The 23768-nt window shown below is 65.5% G+C and carries 24 protein-coding genes; 13 read left to right on the forward strand and 11 right to left on the reverse strand.

Annotation, left to right across the window (positions count from 1 at the left end):
• Positions 1-3 precede the first annotated feature (3 nt).
• From BRA1253DRAFT_RS29830 to BRA1253DRAFT_RS29840, 3 genes are all read right to left on the reverse strand, one after another.
• Positions 4-1425: a TolC family protein gene (locus tag BRA1253DRAFT_RS29830; RefSeq protein WP_007600559.1), complete on the reverse strand. Its 1422-nt coding sequence runs from the start codon at positions 1423-1425 to the stop codon at positions 4-6.
• Positions 1426-1435: 10 nt separating this feature from the next.
• Complete coding sequence (locus tag BRA1253DRAFT_RS29835; protein ID WP_007600560.1) at positions 1436-1720, reverse strand: hypothetical protein; 285 nt, start codon at positions 1718-1720, stop codon at positions 1436-1438.
• A gap of 79 nt (positions 1721-1799) precedes the next feature.
• Positions 1800-2246, reverse strand: a complete 447-nt coding sequence (locus BRA1253DRAFT_RS29840) for a hypothetical protein (RefSeq protein ID WP_035994215.1) — start codon at positions 2244-2246, stop codon at positions 1800-1802.
• A gap of 152 nt (positions 2247-2398) precedes the next feature.
• Between BRA1253DRAFT_RS29840 and BRA1253DRAFT_RS29845 the strand changes: the two genes are divergently transcribed.
• Positions 2399-3664: an MFS transporter gene (locus BRA1253DRAFT_RS29845; RefSeq protein WP_007600561.1), complete on the forward strand. Its 1266-nt coding sequence runs from the start codon at positions 2399-2401 to the stop codon at positions 3662-3664.
• On the opposite strand, the gene BRA1253DRAFT_RS29850 is transcribed toward BRA1253DRAFT_RS29845, so the two are convergent.
• On the reverse strand, positions 3661-4068 hold the full coding sequence (locus BRA1253DRAFT_RS29850; RefSeq protein WP_007600562.1) for a DUF4864 domain-containing protein: 408 nt from the start codon (positions 4066-4068) through the stop codon (positions 3661-3663). The genes BRA1253DRAFT_RS29845 and BRA1253DRAFT_RS29850 overlap by 4 nt on opposite strands.
• A gap of 54 nt (positions 4069-4122) precedes the next feature.
• Positions 4123-4764: a TetR/AcrR family transcriptional regulator gene (locus BRA1253DRAFT_RS29855; protein WP_007600563.1), complete on the reverse strand. Its 642-nt coding sequence runs from the start codon at positions 4762-4764 to the stop codon at positions 4123-4125.
• A gap of 240 nt (positions 4765-5004) precedes the next feature.
• Here BRA1253DRAFT_RS29855 and BRA1253DRAFT_RS29860 point away from each other — a divergent pair, with 240 nt between their 5' ends.
• Genes BRA1253DRAFT_RS29860 through BRA1253DRAFT_RS29870 form a run of 3 tightly spaced genes read left to right on the forward strand, consistent with a single transcriptional unit; the run spans position 5005 to position 8802 of the window.
• The gene (locus tag BRA1253DRAFT_RS29860) at positions 5005-5502 is read left to right on the forward strand and encodes a (2Fe-2S)-binding protein (protein WP_007600564.1); all 498 of its coding nucleotides are present in this window, start codon (positions 5005-5007) and stop codon (positions 5500-5502) included.
• Positions 5499-6554: a xanthine dehydrogenase family protein subunit M gene (locus tag BRA1253DRAFT_RS29865; protein WP_007600571.1), complete on the forward strand. Its 1056-nt coding sequence runs from the start codon at positions 5499-5501 to the stop codon at positions 6552-6554. The genes BRA1253DRAFT_RS29860 and BRA1253DRAFT_RS29865 overlap by 4 nt, the downstream gene beginning before the upstream one ends.
• The gene (locus tag BRA1253DRAFT_RS29870) at positions 6547-8802 is read left to right on the forward strand and encodes a xanthine dehydrogenase family protein molybdopterin-binding subunit (protein WP_007600572.1); all 2256 of its coding nucleotides are present in this window, start codon (positions 6547-6549) and stop codon (positions 8800-8802) included. The genes BRA1253DRAFT_RS29865 and BRA1253DRAFT_RS29870 overlap by 8 nt, the downstream gene beginning before the upstream one ends.
• Positions 8803-8845: 43 nt before the next feature.
• Here BRA1253DRAFT_RS29870 and BRA1253DRAFT_RS44635 read toward each other — a convergent pair whose 3' ends face one another.
• Positions 8846-8998, reverse strand: coding sequence for a hypothetical protein (locus BRA1253DRAFT_RS44635; protein WP_007600573.1), 153 nt, complete (start codon positions 8996-8998; stop codon positions 8846-8848).
• Positions 8999-9138: 140 nt separating this feature from the next.
• Positions 9139-9687 carry a cupin domain-containing protein gene (locus BRA1253DRAFT_RS29875; protein ID WP_007600574.1) on the reverse strand — a complete coding sequence of 183 codons (549 nt, stop codon included), beginning with the start codon at positions 9685-9687 and terminating at the stop codon, positions 9139-9141.
• A gap of 149 nt (positions 9688-9836) precedes the next feature.
• Between BRA1253DRAFT_RS29875 and BRA1253DRAFT_RS29880 the strand changes: the two genes are divergently transcribed.
• Positions 9837-11165, forward strand: a complete 1329-nt coding sequence (locus BRA1253DRAFT_RS29880; RefSeq protein ID WP_007600575.1) for an aspartate aminotransferase family protein — start codon at positions 9837-9839, stop codon at positions 11163-11165.
• 69 nt (positions 11166-11234) lie between these two features.
• Complete coding sequence (locus BRA1253DRAFT_RS29885; protein WP_007600579.1) at positions 11235-12500, forward strand: D-amino acid dehydrogenase; 1266 nt, start codon at positions 11235-11237, stop codon at positions 12498-12500.
• Between the two features lie 106 nt (positions 12501-12606).
• Here the strand turns inward: BRA1253DRAFT_RS29885 and BRA1253DRAFT_RS29890 are convergent, their stop codons facing one another.
• A complete protein-coding gene (locus BRA1253DRAFT_RS29890) occupies positions 12607-13281 on the reverse strand; it encodes a helix-turn-helix domain-containing protein (RefSeq protein WP_007600580.1) in 675 nt (224 codons plus the stop codon).
• Between the two features lie 181 nt (positions 13282-13462).
• Between BRA1253DRAFT_RS29890 and BRA1253DRAFT_RS29895 the strand changes: the two genes are divergently transcribed.
• The 4 genes from BRA1253DRAFT_RS29895 to BRA1253DRAFT_RS29910 are packed head-to-tail and all read left to right on the forward strand — an operon-like array spanning position 13463 to position 16939.
• On the forward strand, positions 13463-14227 hold the full coding sequence (locus BRA1253DRAFT_RS29895) for an ABC transporter substrate-binding protein (protein WP_007600582.1): 765 nt from the start codon (positions 13463-13465) through the stop codon (positions 14225-14227).
• Between the two features lie 31 nt (positions 14228-14258).
• Positions 14259-14912: an amino acid ABC transporter permease gene (locus BRA1253DRAFT_RS29900; protein ID WP_007600584.1), complete on the forward strand. Its 654-nt coding sequence runs from the start codon at positions 14259-14261 to the stop codon at positions 14910-14912.
• Entirely contained in the window at positions 14909-15640 is a 732-nt protein-coding gene (locus tag BRA1253DRAFT_RS29905; protein ID WP_007600586.1) for an amino acid ABC transporter ATP-binding protein, read from the forward strand. Before BRA1253DRAFT_RS29900 ends, BRA1253DRAFT_RS29905 begins: the two co-directional genes overlap by 4 nt.
• A 12-nt stretch (positions 15641-15652) precedes the next feature.
• Positions 15653-16939, forward strand: coding sequence for an FAD-binding oxidoreductase (locus BRA1253DRAFT_RS29910; protein ID WP_007600587.1), 1287 nt, complete (start codon positions 15653-15655; stop codon positions 16937-16939).
• A gap of 224 nt (positions 16940-17163) precedes the next feature.
• Here the strand turns inward: BRA1253DRAFT_RS29910 and BRA1253DRAFT_RS29915 are convergent, their stop codons facing one another.
• The 3 genes from BRA1253DRAFT_RS29915 to BRA1253DRAFT_RS29920 form a co-directional block, all read right to left on the reverse strand.
• Entirely contained in the window at positions 17164-18753 is a 1590-nt protein-coding gene (locus BRA1253DRAFT_RS29915) for a gamma-glutamyltransferase family protein (protein WP_035995514.1), read from the reverse strand.
• Between the two features lie 261 nt (positions 18754-19014).
• Positions 19015-19191: a hypothetical protein gene (locus BRA1253DRAFT_RS44640; RefSeq protein WP_007600591.1), complete on the reverse strand. Its 177-nt coding sequence runs from the start codon at positions 19189-19191 to the stop codon at positions 19015-19017.
• A 9-nt stretch (positions 19192-19200) separates the two neighbouring features.
• Positions 19201-19434 (reverse strand): hypothetical protein, encoded by a 234-nt coding sequence (locus BRA1253DRAFT_RS29920; RefSeq protein WP_007600593.1) that lies wholly within the window; start codon positions 19432-19434, stop codon positions 19201-19203.
• A gap of 206 nt (positions 19435-19640) precedes the next feature.
• Here BRA1253DRAFT_RS29920 and BRA1253DRAFT_RS29925 point away from each other — a divergent pair, with 206 nt between their 5' ends.
• From BRA1253DRAFT_RS29925 to BRA1253DRAFT_RS29935, 3 genes are all read left to right on the forward strand, one after another.
• Positions 19641-21713, forward strand: a complete 2073-nt coding sequence (locus BRA1253DRAFT_RS29925; protein WP_007600594.1) for a PQQ-dependent sugar dehydrogenase — start codon at positions 19641-19643, stop codon at positions 21711-21713.
• Positions 21670-22611, forward strand: coding sequence for an SMP-30/gluconolactonase/LRE family protein (locus BRA1253DRAFT_RS29930; protein WP_007600595.1), 942 nt, complete (start codon positions 21670-21672; stop codon positions 22609-22611). The genes BRA1253DRAFT_RS29925 and BRA1253DRAFT_RS29930 overlap by 44 nt, the downstream gene beginning before the upstream one ends.
• Before the next feature lie 126 nt (positions 22612-22737).
• Positions 22738-23763 (forward strand): histone deacetylase family protein, encoded by a 1026-nt coding sequence (locus tag BRA1253DRAFT_RS29935; RefSeq protein ID WP_007600596.1) that lies wholly within the window; start codon positions 22738-22740, stop codon positions 23761-23763.
• Positions 23764-23768 lie beyond the last annotated feature (5 nt).

The raw sequence follows: 23768 nt of genomic DNA on the forward strand, positions 1-23768 counted from the left end.
ATGTCAGTGACCGCCATCGGCAGGCGCTGCCGCGGCGAGAGTGGTTGAATTGTCGCCGTCAGCAGGCGCGCCGCCGCCATTGACGGCGGTCTGCAAGTCGGACTGGGCAAGGAAAAATCTTTGCTTCGCATCGATTGCACCGCGCAGCGACGCAAGTCGCTGCCGCGCCTCGTTGAGCAGCGCGAAGATATCGACCTGCATGCTGGAGAAGCGGAGCTGCATCTCCTCGGTGATGATCTTTCGCAAGGGGATGATCTCGCGCTGATAGTGGCTGGCGATGTCGTAGCCCGAGCGATAGATCCGGTAAGCATCGCGCGCCTCGGAGCGTACGTTCACGGCGCGCTCGGTCAGCCGATTGAAGGCGAAATTGTAAGTCTCCGCCGCCTGCCGCACCCGCACCTCGCCGCCGTCGAAGATCGGGATCTGGAACTGCACGTCGAAGCCGCGTTCGCGGAACGGCGCGCCTTCCGGATCCCGGGTGCGGCGGGAGATGCCGGCGAGATCGAGCAGCGTCACGAAGCGCGTCGCCTCCGTGAGGTTCAGCGACTTCGCGAGCGCGGTCAGCTCGAGCCGCGCGATCTGAAGGTCGATGCGATGGGCGACCGCGTCGGCTTCAATCGACGGCAAAGCCTGCGGCCGGCGCGGCAGCGGCGGCAGCTGGTTGGGCAGGCGGAAGTCGAGGCCGCCGTCCCACAGTCCCATCAGGCGCGCCAGCTTTTCGCGCGCGCTCGTCGCCGTCTGTCGCGCGGTGGCAAGGTCGGCGGTGGTTTCGGCGTAAAACACCTGTTCACGAGCCTGATCGAGCTTGTTGATCGAGCCCGTTTCGCCGAGCTTGACCGCGAGCTGTGCGGTCGATTCCGCCGTCGCCTTCGCATCCGTCAGCAACGCCACCATCTCGTTGCCGCCCACGGCGCGCCAATAGACGCGGCGGACATCGGCGGCAAGCCGCAACGTCGCCAGACCCGCGCGCAATTGCGCCTGACGAAAACGGTCGCGGGCGATCTCCGAACGAAACGGCAGAGTGGCGAGCGCGAGGATGTCGCCGACGACCTGACGCTCGATTTCGCTGGCGCCGTTGCCCGAGATCCGCGAGACCGAGAACACGGGATTGGGCGGCAGGCTCTGCTCGACGAGATCGGTCTCGGCCAGCGCCAGCTCGTTATAGGCGGCCTGAAGCCCCTTGTTGTTGAGCAGGGCGATCTGCACGGCGGTCTCGGGGTTGAGTGTTCGCGACAGCAGTTGGCGAACGCGCGCGTCGACCGCGCCGGCTCCCTCGGCCGTCCGCACGAAGGCGACATCCTTTTTGAGGGTCTGGCTCGTCAGCTCCGAGACGGCATTCATGCCGCTGTCGGGCGAGAAGGCGGCGCAGCCTGACAGGCCGAGCGAGGCAAGAACGAGCAGGCTTTGCGCGAGACGGTGTGTCAATGACGCGCTCCTACCGGTCTTGCTTGGGCTGCGGCGCGACGTTCTCGTTGCGCTGGCGCCATGGTGCCGGCGTCGCAGGCCGCAGGCTGGTGTAGGGCGCAATCGTCGAATGATAGCCGGCGCGCGCGACCTTGGTCGCGGGATCGGCAGGATCAGCGCCCGCGACTTGTGTCGTTGCCGGCACGCAGCCGGACAGCGCCAATGCCGTCGCGGCCAGCAGCGGCCAATTGAATCGAAAGTGTCGTCCCCGCGCCGCGGATGCAGCGGCGGACTTCGCCCCGGAAAGCGTAAGCATGAGTCATCCCTGATCTGTCTGGAGACCACAGGTTCGCGCGCGCGGGTGCGCGCTCGGCCTGACGTCGTCGCGCGTCAGATCAGGCGATGGGAGGGCGGTAGAGCAGGGGCGGCGCCGCGCTGTGCAGGCTGGCCACGATCTCGGGCGAGCAGGCGGAAACCGGCTGAAGCGGCTTTGCGACGCTGGGCAGGTCGGCCGCCAGCGCGCTCACACACATCATCGCACAGCACGGTCCCGGCGTACCCTTGCCGTCGTGATGATGAGGGACGGTGGGCGCGTCCTGCGCGGCGGTCTGGTGATGCGCATGCGGCCCGGCGTGGTCATGCGAGGCGCCGTCATGCGTGTGGCCGGCCTGCATCTGGTGATGCACCGGCACGAGGTCGGCGAGGAGCGCGTCGTCGAGGCACGGCGCTGGACCGCTACCCCAGGCGAGGCTTGCGGCCGGCGCGAGCACGCAGAACAAATAGGCAAGGGCAATCACACGCCCCACCCTGATCCGCATCGATCGTGTCAATCGCAGCAACATTCCGCCGACATGCCCTTCGCGCGGCGATGTTGCACGCGCTGATTTGCAAAATAATGACAAAACGCGCGTTCGCCAAGCTCCTTCTTACCGCAGTGCACCGTGCATGCCCAATATCGCGCCACAATGGTTGACCCTGTGGCGATCCGCGGGCCATGGTCCCGCCCGTGCACGCGCCAAATCAATCGGGACAAACACCTGAAACATTCACCCCTGATTCGCGTCAGGCCTGGATGCGCCTCGTCATTGCGCTTCTGATCGGTTCGATCGGCGGCGTCGGCATGTGGGCGATCGTGGTGATGATTCCCGCGGTGCAGGCCGAATTCTCCGCGACGCGCGGCGCGGTGTCGCTGGCTTTCACGCTGATGATGTTCGGCTTCGGGCTTGGCGGCGTCATCGCCGGCAGGATCACCGACCGGTTCGGCATCGTGGCGGCGATGGCGATCAGCATCGCTTTCCTCGGCGTCGCCAACGTGCTGGCGGGTCTGTCGACCCAGCTCTGGCAGTTCGTGGCGGCGTATTTCCTGATCGGGCTCGGCACGTCGGCGACCTTCGCGCCGCTGATGGCGGAGGCCTCCCACTGGTTCGAGCGCTATCGCGGCCTGGCCGTGACCATCGTCGCGAGCGGTAATTATGTCGCCGGCACGATGTGGCCGCCGCTCGTGAGCACGGGCATGCAGACGATCGGCTGGCGTTACACGCACATCGGCATCGGCCTCGTCTGCGTCAGCCTGATGACCATCCTGGTGCTGGTCCTGCGCGCGCAGATGGGCGACGACAAGGTTCACGATCATGCCAATGCAGCGCCGCCGCGGGTCGACCTCAAGCTCTCGACCAATACGCTGACGGTGCTGCTCTCGATCGCCAGCATCTCCTGCTGCGTCGCCATGGCAATGCCGCAGGTGCATATCGTCGCCTATTGCGGCGATCTCGGATATGGCGTGGCGCGTGGCGCCGAGATGTTGTCGCTGATGATGGCCTGCGGCATCGTCAGTCGGATCGGCTCGGGCTACCTCGCCGACAAGATCGGCGGCATCCCGACGCTTCTGATCGGCGCCCTGGCGCAAGGCTTTGCGCTCGTATTCTACCTGTTCTTCGACAGCCTGACCTCGCTCTATTTGATCTCCGCGATGTTCGGCCTGTTCCAGGGCGGCATCGTGCCGAGCTATGCCATCATCGTGCGCGAGGCGATGCCGGCGAGCGAGGCCGCAACCCGCGTCGGCATCGTGATCTTCGCCTCCGTGTTCGGCATGTCGTTCGGCGGCTGGGTCTCGGGCGTCATCTTCGACGCGACAGGTTCCTATGCAGCGGCGTTCGCCAACGGTGTGGCGTGGAACGCGCTCAATATCGGCATCGTGCTGACGTTGCTGATCCGCTCGCGGATGAATGCAGTCAGGACCGGTCCAGGTTTTGCGACCTAGACTGCCTGTCCCGCCTTCAGCAGCGAACAACCCGTGATCTTGTAGCTGCCGTCTGCCTGCTGCTCGAGCGTGTAGAGCGCTTCCCAGGCCTCGCCATTGGCGTCGATGATATGGACGTGCTGGGCAATGCGGCTGCCCTCGCTCTTGCTGTCGCCGAATTCAAAGCTCTTGTGCCGATAGACCGGCGGGTAGCCGTTTTGCACCATGGACATGAAGATGTCGGGCGCGGGGAAGATCTCCCGGATCGCCGGTGCGGCGTAGGAATAGGCCGCGCGCGCGTCGTCGCGGCCGAATGCCTGCTCCTGGGCGCGGATGATATCCTGTGCCGTCGCGACATCGTCGGCACGCGCCGAGATCGGACCGAAGGCGACACTGAGAAAGACCAGCAAGGCGGCGATGCGCATGACAGGCTCCGCGTTGAAATCCCGGGCGGCGCCGATCCTAGCACATCTCGCGGGCTATCGCTTCCGCTTTGCAGCCGGCTTCGCGGGCCTGGCGGCCACGCGGGCCTTGGCTTTCACGACAGGCTGCACCCGCAAACCGTCAACGAACACGTTGAGCATCCGCAGCACCGAGGATTGCCAGCCGGGCTGGTCGTGCATGTAGCACATGCCGAAGAACGCGCGCAGCAAGTCCTCGGGGCTGACGTCCGCGCGCATCGCGCCGGCCGCGGCTGCCCGATCGAGCAGCGAGCCGATCGCCTTGCTCAGGCGCTCAAAGGAAAAGGCATGCAACTCCGACCCGCTCTGCACCGCGAGTGCCAGGGCTGCCACCATGCCCTTTTTGGTGGCAACGAATTCGACACCTGAGCGCAGCCAGCGCCGCAGCGCATCCACCGGGTCCTTCGCATTCTTCAACTGCTCGGCGAGTTCGCTGAGCTGCTCGACCTCGCGCCGGTACACCGCCTCGAACAAATCCTCGCGCGTCGGGAAATGCCGATAGAGCGTGCCGATGCCGACGCCGGCGCGTTTTGCCACCGCCTCCAGGCTCGCCTCCGGCCCGCCCGCGTTGAACACGGCTTTCGCCGCCTCGAGCACGCGCTCGCGATTGCGCACGGCATCGGCACGCGGCTTGCGGATCTGATCGGTGTGGTCGTCCATGCCGGCACTGTAGATCACGAATTGGTTAGATTGAACCCTTGTGGGGCTGCATCGCGTTGATGCGCACGGGCTTTTGACGAATTCCAAAATTTTTCGGCGGCCCTTGTTAAGCGGAGGCTGCCTCCGTATCTTCGCTGAAGACGTTGGCTCGGATGATATTCGGGCGGCGCGGAATCGACGGCGGCCACGGCGGTGGCGCGCTGCGCGACGACTCATGTCCATATCTGATCGGAGCCTTATATGAACCACTCCATCAGCCTCACCGTGAACGGTGCGCGGCGCGACTTCGTCCTCGACGATGCGCGCGTCACGTTGCTCGATCTCCTGCGTGAGCGCCTCCACCTGACCGGAACCAAGAAGGGATGCGACCGCGGTCAATGCGGCGCCTGCACCATTCTCGTCGACGGCAAGCGGATCAACTCCTGCCTCGCGCTGGCCATTAGCCATGACGGTGCCGACATTCTCACCATCGAGGGCGTGGCGCGCGGCGACCAGCTTCACCCCGTGCAGGCCGCCTTCATCGCCCATGACGGCTTTCAGTGCGGCTTCTGCACGCCCGGCCAGATCATGAGCGCGATCGGCATGATGAGCGAGGCACAGGCCGGCAACGATCCCGAGCGCATCCGCGAATGCATGAGCGGCAATCTATGCCGCTGCGGCGCCTATGCCGGCATCGTCGATGCCGTGCTCGACGCGCAGGCCGGGATGGACGAATCCAATCAGAGGCGCTCCGCATGAAGCAATTTGATTACGTCAGGCCGGCCACGGTCGCCGAAGCCGTCGCGGCCGCGGCGCAGCCGGGCGCCGTCTATCTCGCCGCCGGCACCAATCTGCTCGATCTGATGAAGGGCGGCGTCAGCCGTCCGGATCGTCTGGTCGACGTCACGCATCTCGACGGGCTCGATCAGATCGAGCGCCTTGCCGACGGTGGTGTGCGTATCGGCGCGCTGGTGAGCAACGCCGATCTTGCGCATGACGCCGACTTCGCCAAGGCCTACCCGGCTGTCGCCGAAGCGCTGCTCTCCGGCGCGTCGGCGCAACTGCGCAACGCCGCGACCGTCGGCGGAAATCTGCTGCAACGGACGCGTTGCGCGTATTTTTACGACACCGCCAGCCGCTGCAACAAGCGCGAGGTCGGCAGCGGTTGCGACGCGCGTGACGGCGAGAACCGCACCCACGCCGTGCTCGGCTGGAGCGAAAACTGCATCGCCACGCATCCATCCGACTTCTGCGTGCCGCTGGTCGCGCTCGACGCCATCGTCGAGATCGAGGGCAGGAGCGGGCGGCGCGAGATCGCGCTCGACGACCTGCATCGCCTGCCCGGCGATACGCCCGAGCGTGAATCGGCGCTCGAACCGGGTGATCTCATCGTCGCGGTGCGCCTGCCGCCCGCTGCGCGCGGCTTTGCGGCTCATGCGCGCTATCTCAAGGTCCGCGATAGAACGTCCTACGCGTTTGCCGTCGTCTCGGCTGCCGCTGCGCTGCGGATCGAGAACGGCAAGATCGCGGAGGCGCGGCTTGCGCTCGGCGGTGTCGCCGCAAAGCCCTGGCGCGCCCGCGCCGCGGAGGACATGCTCAGGAACGTCCCGCCCACGGTGGACGCTTTCCAGGAAGCCGCCTCGCGCGCGCTCGCCGACGCAAAACCGTCCGGCGACAACGCCTTCAAGATCGAGCTCGCGCGCCGCGTCGTCGTGCGCGCGCTGAGCCTTGCCGCCGCCGGTACGCCCGCGCGCATCGCCGCGCTGCCGGCCTCTCCCTTTGCCTCGACGTCCGGAGCGATCCATGCCTGAACTCAATCTCACCAGCGCGCCCGCTCATCTGCGCCACGGCTCGAACATCGGCCAGCCGCTGACCCGCCGCGACGGGGTTCTCAAGGTCAAGGGCCAGGCGACCTACGCCGCCGACAACCATCCGCCCGGCATGCTGTTTGCGGTGATGGCGGTCGCGAGCATTTCGCGTGGCCGTGTGACCTCGCTCGATATCAGCGCTGCCAAACGTCATCCCGGCGTCGTCGATGTCATGACGTCGGATCACAAGCCTGAGCTCGCGATCGATCCCGAGATCAAGACCAATCCATTCGTATTCCGGATGGAGGTGCTACAGAGCAATGAGGTCCGCTACGCCAACCAGCCGATCGCCGTCGTAATCGCCGAGACGCTGGAGGCGGCGACGGAAGGCGCGGCGCTGCTGGCGCCGCACTACGAGACGCTGCCCGCGCTCATCGGTCTCGACGCGGGTGAGAGCTTCGTGCCGCCGGTCGTCGGCGTCGGCAACCCGACGGAAAATTACCGCGGCGATGTCGAGGCGGAGCTTGCGTCGGCCGAGAAGCGGATCGACGCGGTCTACGAAACGCCGCCGCAATATCACAATGCGATGGAGCCGCATGCGATCGTGGCTGCCTGGAACGGCGACAATCTGCAGATCGACATGCCGACCCAGGGCCTCATGCTGTCGCTGGCGCGCGTTGCCGAATTGTTCGGCATCGCGCACGACAAGATCCATATCCGCAGCCCGTTCCTCGGCGGCGGCTTCGGCTCGAAGGGGCTCATGGCCGGCCCTCCGGTCCTCGGCATCATGGCGGCAAAGCTCGTCGGCAAACCAGTCAAGCTGGTGCTGCGCCGCGAGCAGATGTACGGCCCGGTCGGCCACCGCGCGCCGACGCGGCAGCGGCTGCGCATCGGCGCCGACGGCGAGGGGCGCCTGACCGCGCTCGATCACCACGCGCGCACCGTGTCGAGCACCTTCGACGATTTCTACGAGCCCGCGGCCGATGCCTCGCACACGCTCTATGCGGCGCCTGCGATCCGCACGTCGCATGATGCCGTGCGCGTCAACACCGGTACGCCGCTGTTCATGCGCGCGCCCGGCGAGGCGACCGGCTCGATCGCGCTGGAGAGCGCGATCGACGAGATGGCCTGGGCCTGCGGCATCGATCCGCTCGCCTTTCGTCTGAAGAACTATGCCGAGGTCGAGCCCATCACCGGCAAGCCGTTCTCGTCCAAGGCGCTGCGCGCCTGCTACGAGCAGGGCGCGGCGCGCTTCGGCTGGGCGAAGCGAACGCTCCAGCCGCGGCAGATGCGGGACGACGATGGTCTTCTGGTCGGCTGGGGCATGGGTACCGCGACCTTCCCGGCATTGATGTTCCAGGCCGAAGCGCGTGCCGTGCTTCGCCGCGACGGCTCCGGTGCCATGGAAATCGGCGCGCATGACATGGGGCAGGGCGCCTGGACGGCGCTTGCGCAGATTGCGGCCGACGAACTCGGGCTTGATATCGATCGCGTCGAGTTCAAGGCGGGTTCATCCGACCTGCCCGATGCCGGCATTGCCGGCGGCTCGGCACATACGGCAACCGCGGGTGCTGCGATCCACAGCGCAGGCGCGGCCGTGGTTGCGAAGCTCGCCGATCTCGCCACCGGCGACGAGCGCTCGCCGCTGTTCGGCGCCGGCAATGCCGGCGTGATCGCGCGCGATGGCAGGTTGATCCGGCGCGACGACGAGAGCCGCGGCGAAAGCTATTCCGAGATTCTCGCGCGTGCCGGCGTCGCCGAGGTCGAGGCGCGCGGCACCGGCGCGCCGAATCCGGCCGCGATGGAGGAGTATGCGATGCACGCCCATGGCGCGGTATTCGCGGAGGTGAAGGTCGATCCCGAGCTCGGCCAGGTCCGCGTCACCCGCATGGTCGGCGCTTTCGCCGCGGGGCGCATCGTCAACCCGCGCATGGTGCAGAGCCAGCTGTTCGGTGGCATGATCTGGGGCCTGTCCTTCGCGTTGCACGAGGAAGCCATCACCGACCGCCGCACCGGCCGGATCATGAACGCCAATCTCGGCGAGTACCATATCCCGGTGAATGCCGACGTGCCGCCGCTCGACGTGATCACGGTCGATGAGCACGACCCGCACGTGAACGCGCTCGGCATCAAGGGTGTCGGCGAGATCGGCATCACCGGCAGTGCAGGGGCAGTCGCCAACGCGGTGTGGCATGCGACCGGCGTACGTGTCCGCCGTTTCCCGATCCGGATGGAGGAGTTGCTGACGTAGGCTTTTAGCAGCGGCCGGCGAGGCCGTCTTGCTCCGCCGCGTGCTAATGCAGCTTCTTGCGTAGAGCCTTGAGCGCTTCTCGCTGCGCCTCGATGTAATTCGCGATGGTCTTGCGCAGCTCCTCCGAATGGAGCTTGTCGCTGTCGCGCTGCACTTCATCGAGCGCGGCCTCTGCATTTGCGAGCGTGATCTTCATAGCGAGCCCTGTTACGAAGCGCCTCCGGAAAGCGGAGGCTGCTTGGCTATGGCTCGAAACATATAGAGGATCAGGCTGCGGAAATTGAGATGGCTCAAGCTCCGTAAGATACCGGTGGCTCCGTAGGATTGCGGACAACTTCAAAACGTCGGCGGTGTGCAGGCCGAGATCACCTCGCACGGCTTGCCGCCGACGCAGCGGAAGCGATGCGGGCGACGGCTCTCGAAGTAGTAGGCATCGCCCGGATTGAGGATGCGGCGCTCGTCCTCGACGGTGACTTCGAGCTTGCCCGAGATCACGATGCCGCCTTCCTCGCCGTCATGGACGAGATGAACGCGCCCGGTGTCGCTGCCGGGCTCGTAGCGCTCCTTCAGGATCTGCAGGCTGCGACCGAACAGATTGTCGCCGATTTGCCGATACGAGATCGGCTTCTTGCCGACCTCGGTCAGCTCTTCACCGCGGTAGAATATCTTGCGCCGGCTCTCCGGCTCCAGCGCGAAGAACTCGGCGAGCCCCATCGGAATGCCGTCGAGGATGCGCTTGAGCGCGCCGACCGAGGGGTTCATCTGGTTGGATTCGATCAGCGAGATCGTCGAATTGGTGACGCCGGCGCGTTTGGCGAGTTCGCGCTGCGACAGCTTCTGGCGCGCCCGGATGAATCGCAGCCGTCCACCGATATCGACGCTCATGTCCCTGTCCCGTGTTGCAGGTGTTGCGGATCGCGCAAATATGGACCGGCAGCCCTAGTCAAATCAATGGCTTGCAGCCGGTCAGAAAAGGACTTGTTGCGCTTTTCAAGCCGTGCCTCTGGTAGCAGGTCAGCAAAGGAGCGTGGCCCGTGACCCTTCATCAGATTCCGAACACCATCAAGACCGACTCGTTCTGGATGCCGTTCACGGCCAACCGGCAGTTCAAGAAGGCGCCGCGCCTGTTCTCCTCGGCCGAGGGCATGCACTACACCACCGTCGACGGCCGCAAGGTGATCGACGCCTCCGCCGGCCTCTGGTGCGTCAATGCCGGCCACGGCCGCAAGCAGATCGCCGCCGCCGTCGAGCGCCAGCTGATGACGCTGGACTTCGCGCCGTCGTTCCAGATGGGCCATCCGCTGGCATTCGACTTCGCCGAGCGTCTGGCCGAGATCGCGCCGAAGGGCCTCGATCGCATCTTCTTCACCAATTCCGGCTCCGAGTCGGTCGACACCGCGCTGAAGATCGCGCTCGCCTATCACCGTGCCAACGGCCAGGCGAGCCGCACCCGCCTGATCGGCCGCGAGCGCGGCTATCACGGCGTCGGATTCGGCGGCACCTCGGTCGGCGGCATGGTCGCCAACCGTCGTGCCTTCGCGACCCTGCTGCCGGGCGTCGACCACATTCGCCACACCCACGATCTCACCCGCAACGCCTTCGCCAAGGATCAGCCCGAGCATGGCGCCGAGCTCGCCGATGATCTCGAGCGGCTGGTGGCCTTGCACGGCGCCGAGACCATTGCTGCCGTCATCGTCGAGCCCGTGCCGGGCTCGACCGCGGTGTTGCCGCCGCCGAAGGGCTATCTCCAGCGCCTGCGCGAGATCTGCGACAAGCACGGCATCCTCCTGATCTTCGACGAGGTCATCACCGGCTTCGGCCGCCTCGGCACGCCGTTCGCCGCCAACTTCTTCGGCGTCACGCCCGATATGATGACGACGGCCAAGGGCATCACCAACGGCACCATTCCCTGCGGCGCCGTGTTCGCGAGCCGCAAGGTGCATGACGGCCTGATGGTCGGCCCGGAGAACGCGATGGAGCTGTTCCACGGCTATACCTATTCGGCGCATCCGGTCGCCTGCGCCGCGGGCATCGCGACGCTCGACATCTACAAGGACGAGGGCCTGCTGACGCGCGGTGCGTCGATCTCCGAATACTGGCGCGATGCGCTGCATTCGCTGAAGGGCCTGCCCAACGTCGTCGACATCCGCAATTGCGGCCTGATGGGCGCGGTCGAGCTGTCACCCCGTGACGGTACCGTCGGCGTGCGTGGCTACGACGTCATGGTCGATTGCTTCAATCGCGGGCTGTACTTCCGCATGAGCGGCGATAGCTTTGCGCTGTCGCCTCCGCTCATCGTCGAGAAGAGCCACATCGACGATATCGTGTCGATCCTCGGCGATGCCATCAAGCGGGTGGCCTGATAATTGCTCTCGCCGTTGCGGAGTTCCTCTTGCAGCGGCGAGCGTGATGCCGCGGGAGTTTGACCAAGCGTGAAAGTTCTGATCCTCGGCAGCGGTGTCATCGGTGTCACCTCTGCCTACTACCTCGCGCGTGCCGGCCATGAGGTGACGGTTGTCGACCGTCAGCCCGAACCGGCGCTCGAGACCTCCTTTGCCAACGCCGGCGAAGTGTCGCCCGGCTATTCTTCGCCCTGGGCCGGCCCCGGCGTACCGGTGAAGGCGGTCAAATGGCTGCTGATGAAGCACGGCCCCCTTGTGATCCGGCCGAAGCTCGATCCCGTGATGTGGGTCTGGCTGCTGAAGATGCTGCGCAATTGCACCAGCGAACGCTACGCGATCAACAAGAGCCGGATGATTCCGATCGCGGAATATAGCCGCGATTGCCTGCGCGATCTGCGCCGCGACATCGGCATCCAGTATGACGAGCGCTCCCAGGGCACGCTGCAGCTGTTCCGCTACCAGGCCCAGCTCGACGGCACCGGTGAGGACATCGCCGTGCTCAAGCAGTACGGCGTGCCCTTCGAGGTGCTGAGCCGTGAGGGCTGCATTGCGGCCGAGCCGGCGCTGGCGGGCGTGAAGGAGAAGTTCGCGGGCGGACTTCGGCTGCCGCAGGACGAGACCGGCGACTGTCACATGTTCACGCAGGCGCTGGCCAAGCATGCCGAGGCGCTCGGCGTGCGCTTCATGTTCAACACCGGCATCGACCGCATCGTCACCGACGGCGCGCGCGTCAGCGGCGTCGTGACCAGCGCCGGAATGTTGCAGGCAGACGCTTACGTGCTCGCTCTCGGAAGCTGGTCGTCGCGGCTGGTCGCGCCGCTCGATATTTCGCTGCCGGTCTATCCCGTGAAGGGCTATTCGATCACGGTGCCGATCAAGGACGTTTCCGGCGCGCCGGAATCGACTGTGATGGACGAGAGCTACAAGGTGGCCATCACCCGTTTGGGAAATCGCATCCGCGTCGGCGGCACCGCCGAAATCTCCGGCTTCTCGAGCCAGCTCTATGATGCGCGCCGCGCCACGCTCGATCATTCGCTGACCGATCTGTTCCCGCGCGGCGGCGATCTCTCCAAGGCGACGTTCTGGAGCGGCCTGCGCCCGATGACCCCGGACGGCCCGCCCGTGATCGGCCCGACGCAATACGCCAACCTTCACCTCAACACCGGCCACGGCACGCTCGGCTGGACCATGTCCTGCGGCTCCGGCCGCGTGCTCGCCGACATGCTGTCGGGCAAGAAACCGGACATTGACGTGAGCGCGCTGACGGTGGACCGGTACAAGTACCGGTTCGGCTAAGACTCTATCCTCCCGTCATTGCGAGGAGCGAAGCGACGAAGCAATCCAGAGTGTCTCCGCGGTGAGAGTCTGGATTGCTTCGCTTCGCTCGCAATGACAACTGCGGCTACGCCGTCCCTGTCACGCAGTTCACCCACAGCACCACGGACTTCGCGTCATTGGCCGGATTGGAAAACCGGTGCGGCCGCCGGCTTGCAAACCGAAAACTGTCGCCCGTCTTCAGCGACCATGTCTCGCTGTCCACCGTCAGCATCATCTCGCCTTCGAGGACGAGGCCGGCTTCCTCGCCGTCATGAGTGTAGAGCTCGTCGCCGGTGGAGCCGCCTGGCTCCAGATGCACCAGGAACAGGTTGAGCCGGTTGTCGGCGCTGGCCGGGCTCAGCAATTGCTTGGACACGCCGGTGCGCCAGAGCTTCAGCTCGGGCCGCTGAAGCCCGCGCGTGACGATTTGATTGGATGCACCGTCGGCGTTCGGGCTCGCGCCGAACAGCGCGGCGATGCCGACGCCGAGCACGTCGGCGAGCGTGGCCAGCACACGCAGCGACGGCGACGACAGGCCGCGCTCGATCTGGCTGAGGAAGCCGATCGACAGATCCGTGCGCGAAGCGACCGTCTCGAGCGAGAATTGCCTGATGCGCCTGAGATCGCGGATACGGCGGCCGACCGCGATGTCCATCGCGGGCTCGGCGGCTTTGGCGATAGCCTTGGTGTTGGCGTTGGCTTTCGCCTTCGCCTTTATCTGCACCTTCTTCACCGGCTTTGCGGCGGCCGGTCTGCGCATTCTTTTGCCACCGCTCACGTCAAACCGCTTCCTTCATGTGCATGAAAACCGCTTGCATGACCCGCGAAAGTGTGACCAAATTTTCATGTTGGTGAAAATAGGCCGAAACGGCTCGGCCCGCAATGTCTGCGATCACGACATCTGCGAGCGCCGCCATCGGCCGAGCCCAAAGGGGAATGCGATGGCGTTGAAGCGTTTTGTCCAGGCCGCGGTCGCGGCACTCGCGATTGCCGCAGCAGCGCCGGCTTCGGCGCAGCAGGTGCTGAAGGTTGGTTCGACGCCGACAGGCATTCCCTTCACCTTCCTCGACACCAAGACCAACACCATCCAGGGCATCATGGTCGATCTCATCACCGAGATCGGCAAGGATGCCGGCCTCAACGTGCAGATCGAGCCGATGGCGTTCTCGGCGCTGATCCCGTCGCTGACCTCCAGCAAGATCGACATCATCGCGGCCGCGATGTTCATCACCGCGCCGCGCAAGGAGGTCGTCGACTTCTCCGATCCGATCTACACTTACGGGGAAGGCCTCGTCGTGCCGAAGGGCGATACCAAGGCCTACGCCACGCAGGACGATCTGAAAGGCGAGACGGTCGGCGCCCAGGTCGGCACCGCCTTCGTCGATGCGCTGAAGAAGTCCGGCCTGTTCGCCGACGTCAAGGCCTACGATACCATTCCCGACATCCTGCGCGACGTGAACACCGGCCGCCTCAAGGCCGGTTATGCCGATTATCCGATCCTCGCCTACAATCTGAAGCAGGGCGGCTTCCCCGAGGTGCGGCTCGTCGACAGCTACAAGCCTGCTACTGTCGGCTCGGTCGGCATCGGCGTCCGCAAGGGCGAGAGCGCGCTGCTCGGCAAGATCAACGCCTCGCTCGCCAAGCTCAAGGCCAACGGAACCATCGAGAAGATCCTCGATAAATGGGGCCTGAAGGCGCAGGGTTGATCGCGAGAGGTCAATCGATGAAGGCTGATCGATGAAAGGCTTCTGGCACGACGCGGCGGAATTCTTCCCGATCCTGATGAGCGGCGTCGTGCTGACGATCGTCGTCACCATCGGCTCGCTGCTGCTGTCGACGGTGCTTGGCCTCGTCTGGGCGATGATGCGGGTCTCCGGCATCCGCGTCCTGTCGCTGCTCAGCGCCAGCCTGATCAATGTGATCCGCGGCATTCCGATCATCGTGCTGTTGTTCTACCTCTACTTCGTGATGCCGGATCTCGGCGTCACGCTGTCCGCGTTGCAGGCTGCGATCCTTGGGCTCGGCATCGCCTACTCGGCCTATCAGGCGGAAAATTTCCGCGCCGGCATCGAGGCCATCGACAAGGGGCAGATCGAGGCGGCGCAATCGATCGGCATGGGCTGGTGGCTGACCATGCGCCGCGTCGTGCTGCCGCAGGCGGTGCGAATCGTGTTGCCGCCTTACGGCAACGTCATGATCATGATGCTGAAGGATTCCTCGCAGGCCTCGACCATCACGGTCGCCGAGCTCGCGCTGCAAGGCAAGCTGATCGCGTCCTCGACCTTCAAGAACACCAACGTGTTCACGATGGTTGCGCTGATGTATCTCACCATGAGCATTCCGCTGATCCTGCTGGTCCGTCATTTCGAGAAGCGGGCCGGCAAGAAATGATCGAGCTGACCGACGTCCACAAGAGCTTTGGCGAAAACGAGGTGCTCAAGGGCATCACGGCCTCCGTGCAGAAGGGCGAGGTGGTCTGCATCGTCGGGCCCTCCGGCTCCGGCAAGTCCACCATCTTGCGCTGTATCAACGGTCTCGAAAGCTACGACCGCGGCGAGATCAGCGTCGAGGGATTGAAGGTCGACCGCGACGCGCCGTCGATCGTGCAAGTCCGCACCCAGGTCTCGATGGTGTTCCAGCGCTTCAATTTGTTTCCGCACCGAACGGTGCTGGAGAACGTGGTCGAAGGTCCGCTCTATGTGAAGAAGGAGCCGCGCGCTGCCGCATTCGAGCGTGGCCGCGCGCTGCTCGCCCAGGTGGGCCTTGCCGAGAAAGCCAACGAACATCCGCCGCAGCTCTCCGGCGGCCAGCAGCAACGCGTCGCGATCGCGCGGGCGCTGGCGATGCAGCCCAAGGCCATCCTGTTCGACGAACCGACCTCGGCGCTCGATCCTGAACTGGTCGGCGACGTTCTCGGCGTGATGCGCAAGCTTGCTGACGACGGCATGACCATGGTCGTCGTTACGCACGAGATGGGCTTTGCCCGCGACGTCGCCGACCGCGTGCTGTTCATCGACGGCGGTGTCATCGTCGAGCAGGGGCCGGCCAAGGCGCTGCTCAATCAACCCCAGCATCCGCGCACGCAGGATTTTTTGCGCCGCGTGCTGCATCCGCTCTGACCGGTCCTTGCCATGACCACGCGCCTGCCTCTGCCGCCGTCCCTCTATGCCGACACCGCCGTCGCGCCGGTGGCCACGCCGCCGCTCGAAATCGACAAGACGGTCTCGGTCGCCATCGTCGGCGGCGGCTACACCGGTCTGTCCACGGCGTTGCATCTGGCCGAGCAGGGCGTGGAGGCACTGGTGCTGGAGGCGCAGGAGCCGGGCTGGGGCGCATCCGGCAATAATGGCGGCCACACCAATCCGGGACTGAAGCACGACCCCGATCAGATCGAAGCCGATTTTGGCACTGAGCTCGGCCGCCGCATGATCGACTTCTCCTACGGCACGACGAACTTCACCCACGATTTGATCCGCCGCTACCAGATCCCGTGCGAGGCGCGGCAGAACGGCACGCTGCGCGCGGCCTATAACCAGGCCAGCGCCGCCGCGATCGAGACAACCGCGCGGCAATGCACTGCCCGCGGCATGCCGGTGTCGTACCTGAACCGCGAGCAGCTGCGCGCGATGACCGGCACCGATCGCTACGTCGGCGCCATGCTGGATACCCGCGGCGGCGATCTGCATCCGCTCAGTTATGCCCGCGGTCTCGCGCGCGCCGCGATCTCCGCGGGCGCAAAGGTGCACGGCGAGACACCGGCGCTGTCGCTACGCCGCGAGGGCAGCCGTTGGCGCATCGGGACGCCGCGCGCGGTGGTGCATGCCGACAAGGTGCTGCTCGCGACCAACGGTTTTACGGACGATCTCTGGCCGGCGCTTCGCCGAACCATCGTGCCGGTGTTCTCCTCGATCGCGGCCACCGCGCCGTTGTCCGACGATGTGGCCCGTTCGATCATGCCGACGCGTCCCGTCCTTTACGAGAGCGGCCACATCACCGTCTATTACCGCGTCGATCAGCAGAACCGCCTCTTGATGGGTGGTCGTGGTCCGATGCGCTGGATCAATTCGCCGCGCGACGTCGCCTATCTCATGCGATACGCCGAGCGGCTATGGCCGCAACTCGAGGGCGTCGCCTGGACCCATGGCTGGAACAGCCGGCTCGCCATCACCGGGGATCATTATCCGCATGTGCACGAGCCCGCGGACAACGTCCTGATCTCGCTCGGCTGCAACGGCCGCGGCGTCGCGCTCTCGACCGCGATGGGCGCACAGCTCGCACGACGTCTGATCGGAGGCGCCAAGGCCGAGCTCGACATGCCCGTCACCGGCATCAAGCCGATCCCGATGCACGCATTCTGGCCGGTGGGCGTGACGACGGCAGTGATCGCAGGCCGGGTGCGCGACCGGCTCGGGATCTAACGGCGCGATTAGATTTACTGTTGCCGCAGCACAGGTGCGCTCCCTCTCCCGCTTGCGGGAGAGGGCTGGGGAGAGGGTGTTTCCATACAGGGAATCCCCAAGAGGAGAGAGCCCTCACCCGCCGCGCTCGGGACGATGCTTTGCATCGCCCGGCGCGCGTCGACCTCTCCCGCAAGCGGAAGAGGTGCAGCGGTGCTCGCGGCTCAATCGGTTTTCGTTAAGCCTTAGGCTTCCGCCACCGCATCGGCCCAAGGATGAAAAATCTCGACCGCGCCGGAATTGGTGCCGCCGTTGCGCATCACGACGCTCGGGCAGGCGAACTTCTGCGGCAGGGACTGCACCCGCGTCTCCTCGTAGTCGAAGCGCGCGGCGAGTGCCTTGCGGACTTCCGCTGGCAACCGGGTATCGCCGATCACGATCGCGCCTTCGCTTGCATCGATGCGCGGCTGGTGGATCGCGGCATCGAGATCCATGCCGAAATCCATCGCAAACGACACGATCTGCATCACCGACGGCAGGATGCGGCGACCGCCGGAGGCGCCGACCGCGAGCCGCTTGCCGTCCGCGGTCTCGGCGATGACAGGCGTGTAGTTGGTGAGACAGCGCTTGCCTGGGGCGAGCGAGTTGGTGGTGCCCGGCGTCGGGTCGAACCACATGATGCCGTTGTTCATGGCGATGCCGGTGTGCGGCGTGACGTATTTCGAGCCGAAGGATGACAGCAACGTCTGCGTCACCGCCGCGATGTTGCCGTGGCGGTCGACCACGGAGAAGTGCGTGGTGCAGGCGGGCGCCAGATAGTCCGCGCCGAGCGAGCGCTTGCCGTCGGCATCGCCCATATCCTTGAGCCGCTCGCGATAAGCCGATTGCAGGGCGAGCGCATATTCGGCATAGGCGGCCGCGTCTGGCGCGCTTCCCGGCTTCAGGTTCTGCTGCAACAGGCGCAGCGCATGCGCCATGGTCGGTCCGGCCGTGAGCTCCGGCGTCGCAAACACCTTGCCGCCGCGATAGGGGATCGCCAGCGGCTCGCGCAGATGAGCTCGGAACGCGACGAGGTCCTCCACCGACAGCGCGCCGCCGTCGGCCTTGATATCGGATGCGATGCTTCTGGCGAGATCGCCATGGTAGAAATCGCGCGGACCGGCGTCGGCAAGGTGCGACAGCGTCGCCTTCAGCGTGTCCAGCGGCAGTCGCGTCTCGGACTTGATGCCCCATGGCGCGCTTGGCGGCAGGCCGTCCTTCAGGAACGTTGTCGCGCTCGCGGGATAGCGCCGAAGATCGGCCGCCGATGCCGCGATCGTCAGCGTGGTCCACCAGTCAACCAGCAGGCCTTCGCCGGCGAGGGCCGCTGCCGGCGCGACCAGATCCTTCCACGGCAACTTCGCGTGACGGCGATGCGCCTCCTCCATGCCGGCGACGACGCCGGGCACGGCGATCGCGGCGGGGCCGTGGATGTTGCGGTCGTCCTTCACCCGCTGCCAGGGGAACAGATCGGAAGCCGCGCCTTCGCCGCTGAGCGGATAGTCGGCGGCGCGCAGGCTTTGCGGCGCGCACATGCCGTAGTCGATCACTTCGTAGCGATTTTCCGCGGCACGGTAGAGCACCATCGCGCCGCCGCCGCCCATGCCGCTGTTCCAGGGCTCCAGCACGTTGAGCGCGAAGGTGGTGGCGACGATCGCATCCACGCAGTCGCCGCCCGCCGCCAGCACTTGCGCCCCCACTTCGGCCGCCCGCCGCGACTGCGCGGCGACGATGCCGCCTTTGGTTGTGATGGCGGGCTTGCGGACGGTTTGGGCGTGGCTGAACTGGTGCGGCATGATGATGTCTGTGTGCTGTCTTCGGTTTGGCTTCGTTGCGCTGAGCTCCGCAATCGGCGGAGTGCGCGGACAATGGCACATCGTCCCCACCGAGAATATCGAAAGGGAGGCGCGACATGGCTGGTGTGAAGCAGGCGGGGGAGGCGCCAACGCGTGAATGCCCGGGGCATAGGCGAGCGGAAGCGACGCCGTCCTTCGGACGGCTATGCTCGGGCATCACGAGTTGAGAGACCGATCAGTGGGAAGCGGAAGCCGCAGAGCTCAGCGCGCGCGATGCAGCCGGCTGGCCTGATACTTGGCGTGCCATTTCGGGCCAGGCCCGCGCATGTAGTGGAGCTCGGGCCGGTAGGGATTGCCCGCGATCCGGATCAGCGTCTGCCATTTGCCGGCGACGAAGCTCAGGGGCTGGCGGAGCAGGGTCAGTGACGCGAGCAACATGGCATCACCTCAGTGCGGCTTGCCGAGCATGGCAGTGAAGGGGAGGTCGAAGATCTCCTCGCCGTCGGAGCCGCTGACATGGATCACCCAGTCGCGCCAATCCTCAGCGCCGGGCGTCAGGATCATCGCGTTCATGATCTGGGCGGCACGGTCGCGCGCCTCGGTCAGGTTGGTCACGGCTGTGCCGCTGCGATCGATCAGCGTGCCCTCGGTATTGGAGCAGTGAAAATAGACCTGGACCATATGCGTCTCCTATTGGGAGCGATTGGGACGGCAAACCGATACCATTCCAAGCCTTCGCGAAACATTCGGGTCGAGCCCGGTAAGGGAATCTACGGAGATTGGTCGGCGCCAAGCCCCCTGCTGGTTTGATCACAAGGGGGTGTTGATCAACTGGACGGCGTTCCCGCGGCATGGAACAACCCTGGACGGAAAGTCCGGGAGGCGCCGTGAACCACCTCACATTTTGGCGTGAAAGCCGAAGCCTGCGCGCATGCGCGGGCGCCTTGGTGGTGCTCCTGACCCTCCCCTCGGTAGGCTCATCAGAACCGGTCCGCAAGAGCGGCTATGCGATCGGCACGGAGACCTGCGGCAGTGCCGATCTGGCTTTTCCCAGAATCCAGATCGACATGAAGGCCGGATTTTGCGCCGGCCTCGTCGCCAGCGAGGAGGATCGGCTGAAATTCCCGCGGGCGATCATCCAGGTGCCCGGTCGTGACCTGTTCGTGGTCGCCGACATGGCGGGCTGGGGCCATACCGATGGCCGACTGCTGTTGCTCGACCCGCGCGCGCCCCAGGGACGGCGGTTCAAGGAGCTGCTCACTGCAATCGAATATCCGTTTGGCCTCGTGATCGGTCCGGACAAGAAGCTCTATGCCTCGAGCGCGGAGACGATCTTCCGGTTCGATCCGCTCGCCGACAATCCGCGCGACACGGTCGAGACCATCGTCCGTCAGATGCCGGGCCGCCGGATCACATTGCCCGACGGCACCAGGCTCGAGGAGAGCGCGCACCCGCTCAAGCAGTTTGTGTTCGACAGGAACGGCCGGCTGTTCGTCAACATCGGCTCGCACAGCGACGACTGCATCACGCCGGCGCCGATCACGCGACCTTGCGCGGCGGCCGAGGGTGCTTCCGCGATGGCGTCGATCTGGCTGTTCACGCCGCCCCCGGGCGGTATCTTCCCGGCGTTGAAGCCTGGCGAACCCGACCCGCCGCACGGCGTCTATGCGCGCGGCCTGCGCAACTCGATGGCGCTGGCGCTGCACCCGAACTTTCCCGATGCGGGCTATGCCTTCCTGCAAGGCGAGAACGGCCGCGACCTGCCTGACATTTTCAAGCCGAACGAGGAGATCAACGCCATCGAGCAGGGCAGGCATTACGGTTGGCCTTATTGCTACGATTTGTCGACGCCGAGTCCCGAATTCAGGATCGTATTGCAGTCGGGGATCTACAAATCGCTGTGCACCGCCAACGCTCTCTACAAGGCGCCGTTCTCGCTGCTGCCGCCGCACGGCGCGCCGCTCGCGATGCTCTATTATCACGGCGCGAAATTTCCGGAGCTCGAGGGCAAGCTGCTGGTCGGCCTGCATGGCTATCGCCCGACCGGCAGCCGCGTCATCGTCTATGACGTCGACGACCACGGCTTCCCGAAGCCCGCCCCGGCGCCGGTGTCTTATCATGTCAGCTGCGCGGCCGATCCGACCCACAGCTTTCAGACCGAGGGTGGCGACGTCGCGGCCGCGCCGTTCGAGGAGCTGGTCGCAGGCTGGCACCGCGTCAACGGCGCGCGGCCGCAAGGTGCGCCCGTCGGCATGACGGTCGCGGAGGACGGCGCAATCTGGTTGGTCGAGGACAAGAACCAGACCGTGATCCGGATCGACCGCGCCGCGGGCGATGCGCCGCCGCCGTTGCCCTGCGACATGCGTAGCCAGGCGCTGATCGATCAACTGGCTGTCTTCGTGGCCAGAGATGCGCAGAACAGCGTCCGGCTCATCAATTTGCGCAAAGGCCTCGTCGAAAAGCACTGCGTCGGCTGTCACTCGGACTTCGGCCTGAAGCCGGGCCTATCTGACGCTCAGAAGGACGCGACGGTGCTTCGCTTCATGCTGTCGCAGGATGGCTGGATCTATCCTGGTGATCCCGACTCCGGAAAGTTGCGCACGCGGCTTCGTGGGTTAGGCGCGGAGAAGCTGATGCCGCCGGGTGGCGAAGGCCTGCCGAAGGCCGAGCCTGGTTACACGCGCCTGCTCGACACGGCGGATCTGCTGGTGTCAAAAATGGTTCCAGGCATCCGGATGCGGATCAAGTCCGGCCCGCCGCAGCGCAAGTTCTTTGGGAAAACCAACAGGGAATGCGGCGAAATACCGGCTGCCAAGGTCGTCGTCGTGACACAAAGGAACGCTGTAGACAAACCCGGCTTCAGCCGCTTCTTCCGGCCGGCCGATCCCTACCTGAATGGCGAGTGCAGCGACGGCGATGGCTATTACATCCGGCAGGAATTTCTGGTGCCTGTGCAGTAGCGTTGTTCTCGTCCTTGCGACGGCACAGGCACGAGCAGAAACAAAACTGTTCGAAAGCGTGCAGGTGACGCCATCAGGCGAATACACCTTCGGCATCGAAGGGCCGGCCGCCGATCTCGACGGCAATCTCTTCGTCGTCAATTTCGGCAAGCCCGGCACCATCGGCAAGCTGCCTGTCGGCGGCGCGGCGTCCGAGCCCTTCACGGCGCTGCCCGAGGGCAGCGTCGGCAATGCCATCCGCTTCGCGCGCGACGGCACCATGTTCATTGCCGACTACAAGAAGCACAACATCTTCGCGATCCCGAAGGGATCGACCGAGCCCGCCATCTGGTTTCACTCCGACGAGATGAACCAGCCCAACGACATCACCATCGCCCGCGACGGCACGATCTACGCGAGTGATCCGAACTGGAAAGGTCGCGAAGGCCATATCTGGCGCATCGCGAAGGCAGCCGACGGAACGGTGCAGGGACAGCTCATGTCGGCGCCGCGCGCGATGGGCACCACCAACGGCATCGATCTCAGCCCCGATGACAAGACGCTCTATGTCGGGGAATCCAGCAGCGGCCAGATCTGGTCCTACACGATCGGCGGCAACGAGCTCACCAGTCCAAAACTCGTCAAGGCGTTTCAGCCCGACAGCGTCGATGGCCTGCGCACCGACATGGCTGGCCGCCTCTATGTCGCGCGCATCCTCAAGGGCACCATCACGTTGATGAAGGCCAATGGCGCGGTCGAGCGGGAGATCGCGCTGAGGGCCAAGGAGCCGACCAACCTCGCTTTCGGCGGCCACGACGGCAAGACGATCTTCGTCACCCAGCGTCAGGGCGGCTTCGTCGAGTCCTTTCGCACCGACCAGCAGGGCCGCGAGCACTGCCTCCAGCGCGGGCGTTGCTGAGCTTCACGAGCGATCTGCTTCAGGCGCAGGGCGGTGCGAAAGGGACGGCATTCTTCTTGCTTGCATCTCGCCGCCGCGGGGATTTAGACATCTGTGGCACCCTCAAAGCGACCACGGAGTGTTCGAGTGAAAGCCGTCCATACCGAGCTGCATCGCAGCCACGATCCGCAATTCTTCCTGGTTCGCGGTGTCGTCAAGCGTACCACCGAGCAGCCCGAACGTGCCGACCGCCTGCTCAAAGGCCTCAAGGACGGCAAGCACCAACTGGTCGAACCAACCACATTCGGGCAGGGGCCGCGTGCGCGCATCCACAGTCCGGAATATCTGTCGTTCCTGAGCGAGGCCTGGGACGCCTGGACCGCGCTCGGCGATTCCGGTCCGGAGATGATCGGCAACATCCATCCGGTGCGCCATGCCGCGACTTATCCCACCCATATCACCGGCAAGCTCGGCTGGCACACCGCCGACACCGCGGCGCCGATCGGCCCGGGCACCTGGGCCGCGGCCTGCGCTGCGACCGACGTCGCGGTCACCGCGGCACAGATGGTGATGGACGGCGAGGACGCGACCTATGCGCTCTGCCGTCCGCCCGGTCATCACGCCTATCGCGACATGGCCGGCGGCTTCTGCTTCCTCAACAACAGCGCGATCGCGGCGGCGCATCTGCGGCAGAAGCACGAGCGCGTCGTGATCCTCGACGTCGACGTCCATCACGGCAACGGCACGCAAGGAATTTTTTACGCGCGGCCGGACGTCTACACGGTCTCGATCCATGCCGATCCCGTCGCGTATTATCCTTACGTGTGGGGCTACGCACATGAGCGCGGTGAAGGTCCCGGCCTCGGCACAAATCTCAACATTCCCCTGGCGATCGGCACCGGAGATGACGGCTACATCCAGGCGATGGACGTCGCACGCAAGGCGATCGAGTCCTTTGCGCCTGGCGCCCTCGTCATCGCGCTCGGCCTCGACGCCTCCGAGCACGATCCGCTGAAGGGTCTCGCCGTCACCACGCGCGGCTTCCGCCGCATCGGCCAGGCCATCGCGAAGTTGGGCCTGCCGACCGTGTTCGTGCAGGAGGGCGGCTATCTCTCTGACATCCTCGGCGCGAACCTGACCTCGGTGCTGGCGGGGTTCGAAGAGGCGCGGTGAAGTTT

The organism is Bradyrhizobium sp. WSM1253 (genome assembly GCF_000244935.1).
Taxonomy (GTDB): domain Bacteria; phylum Pseudomonadota; class Alphaproteobacteria; order Rhizobiales; family Xanthobacteraceae; genus Bradyrhizobium; species Bradyrhizobium canariense.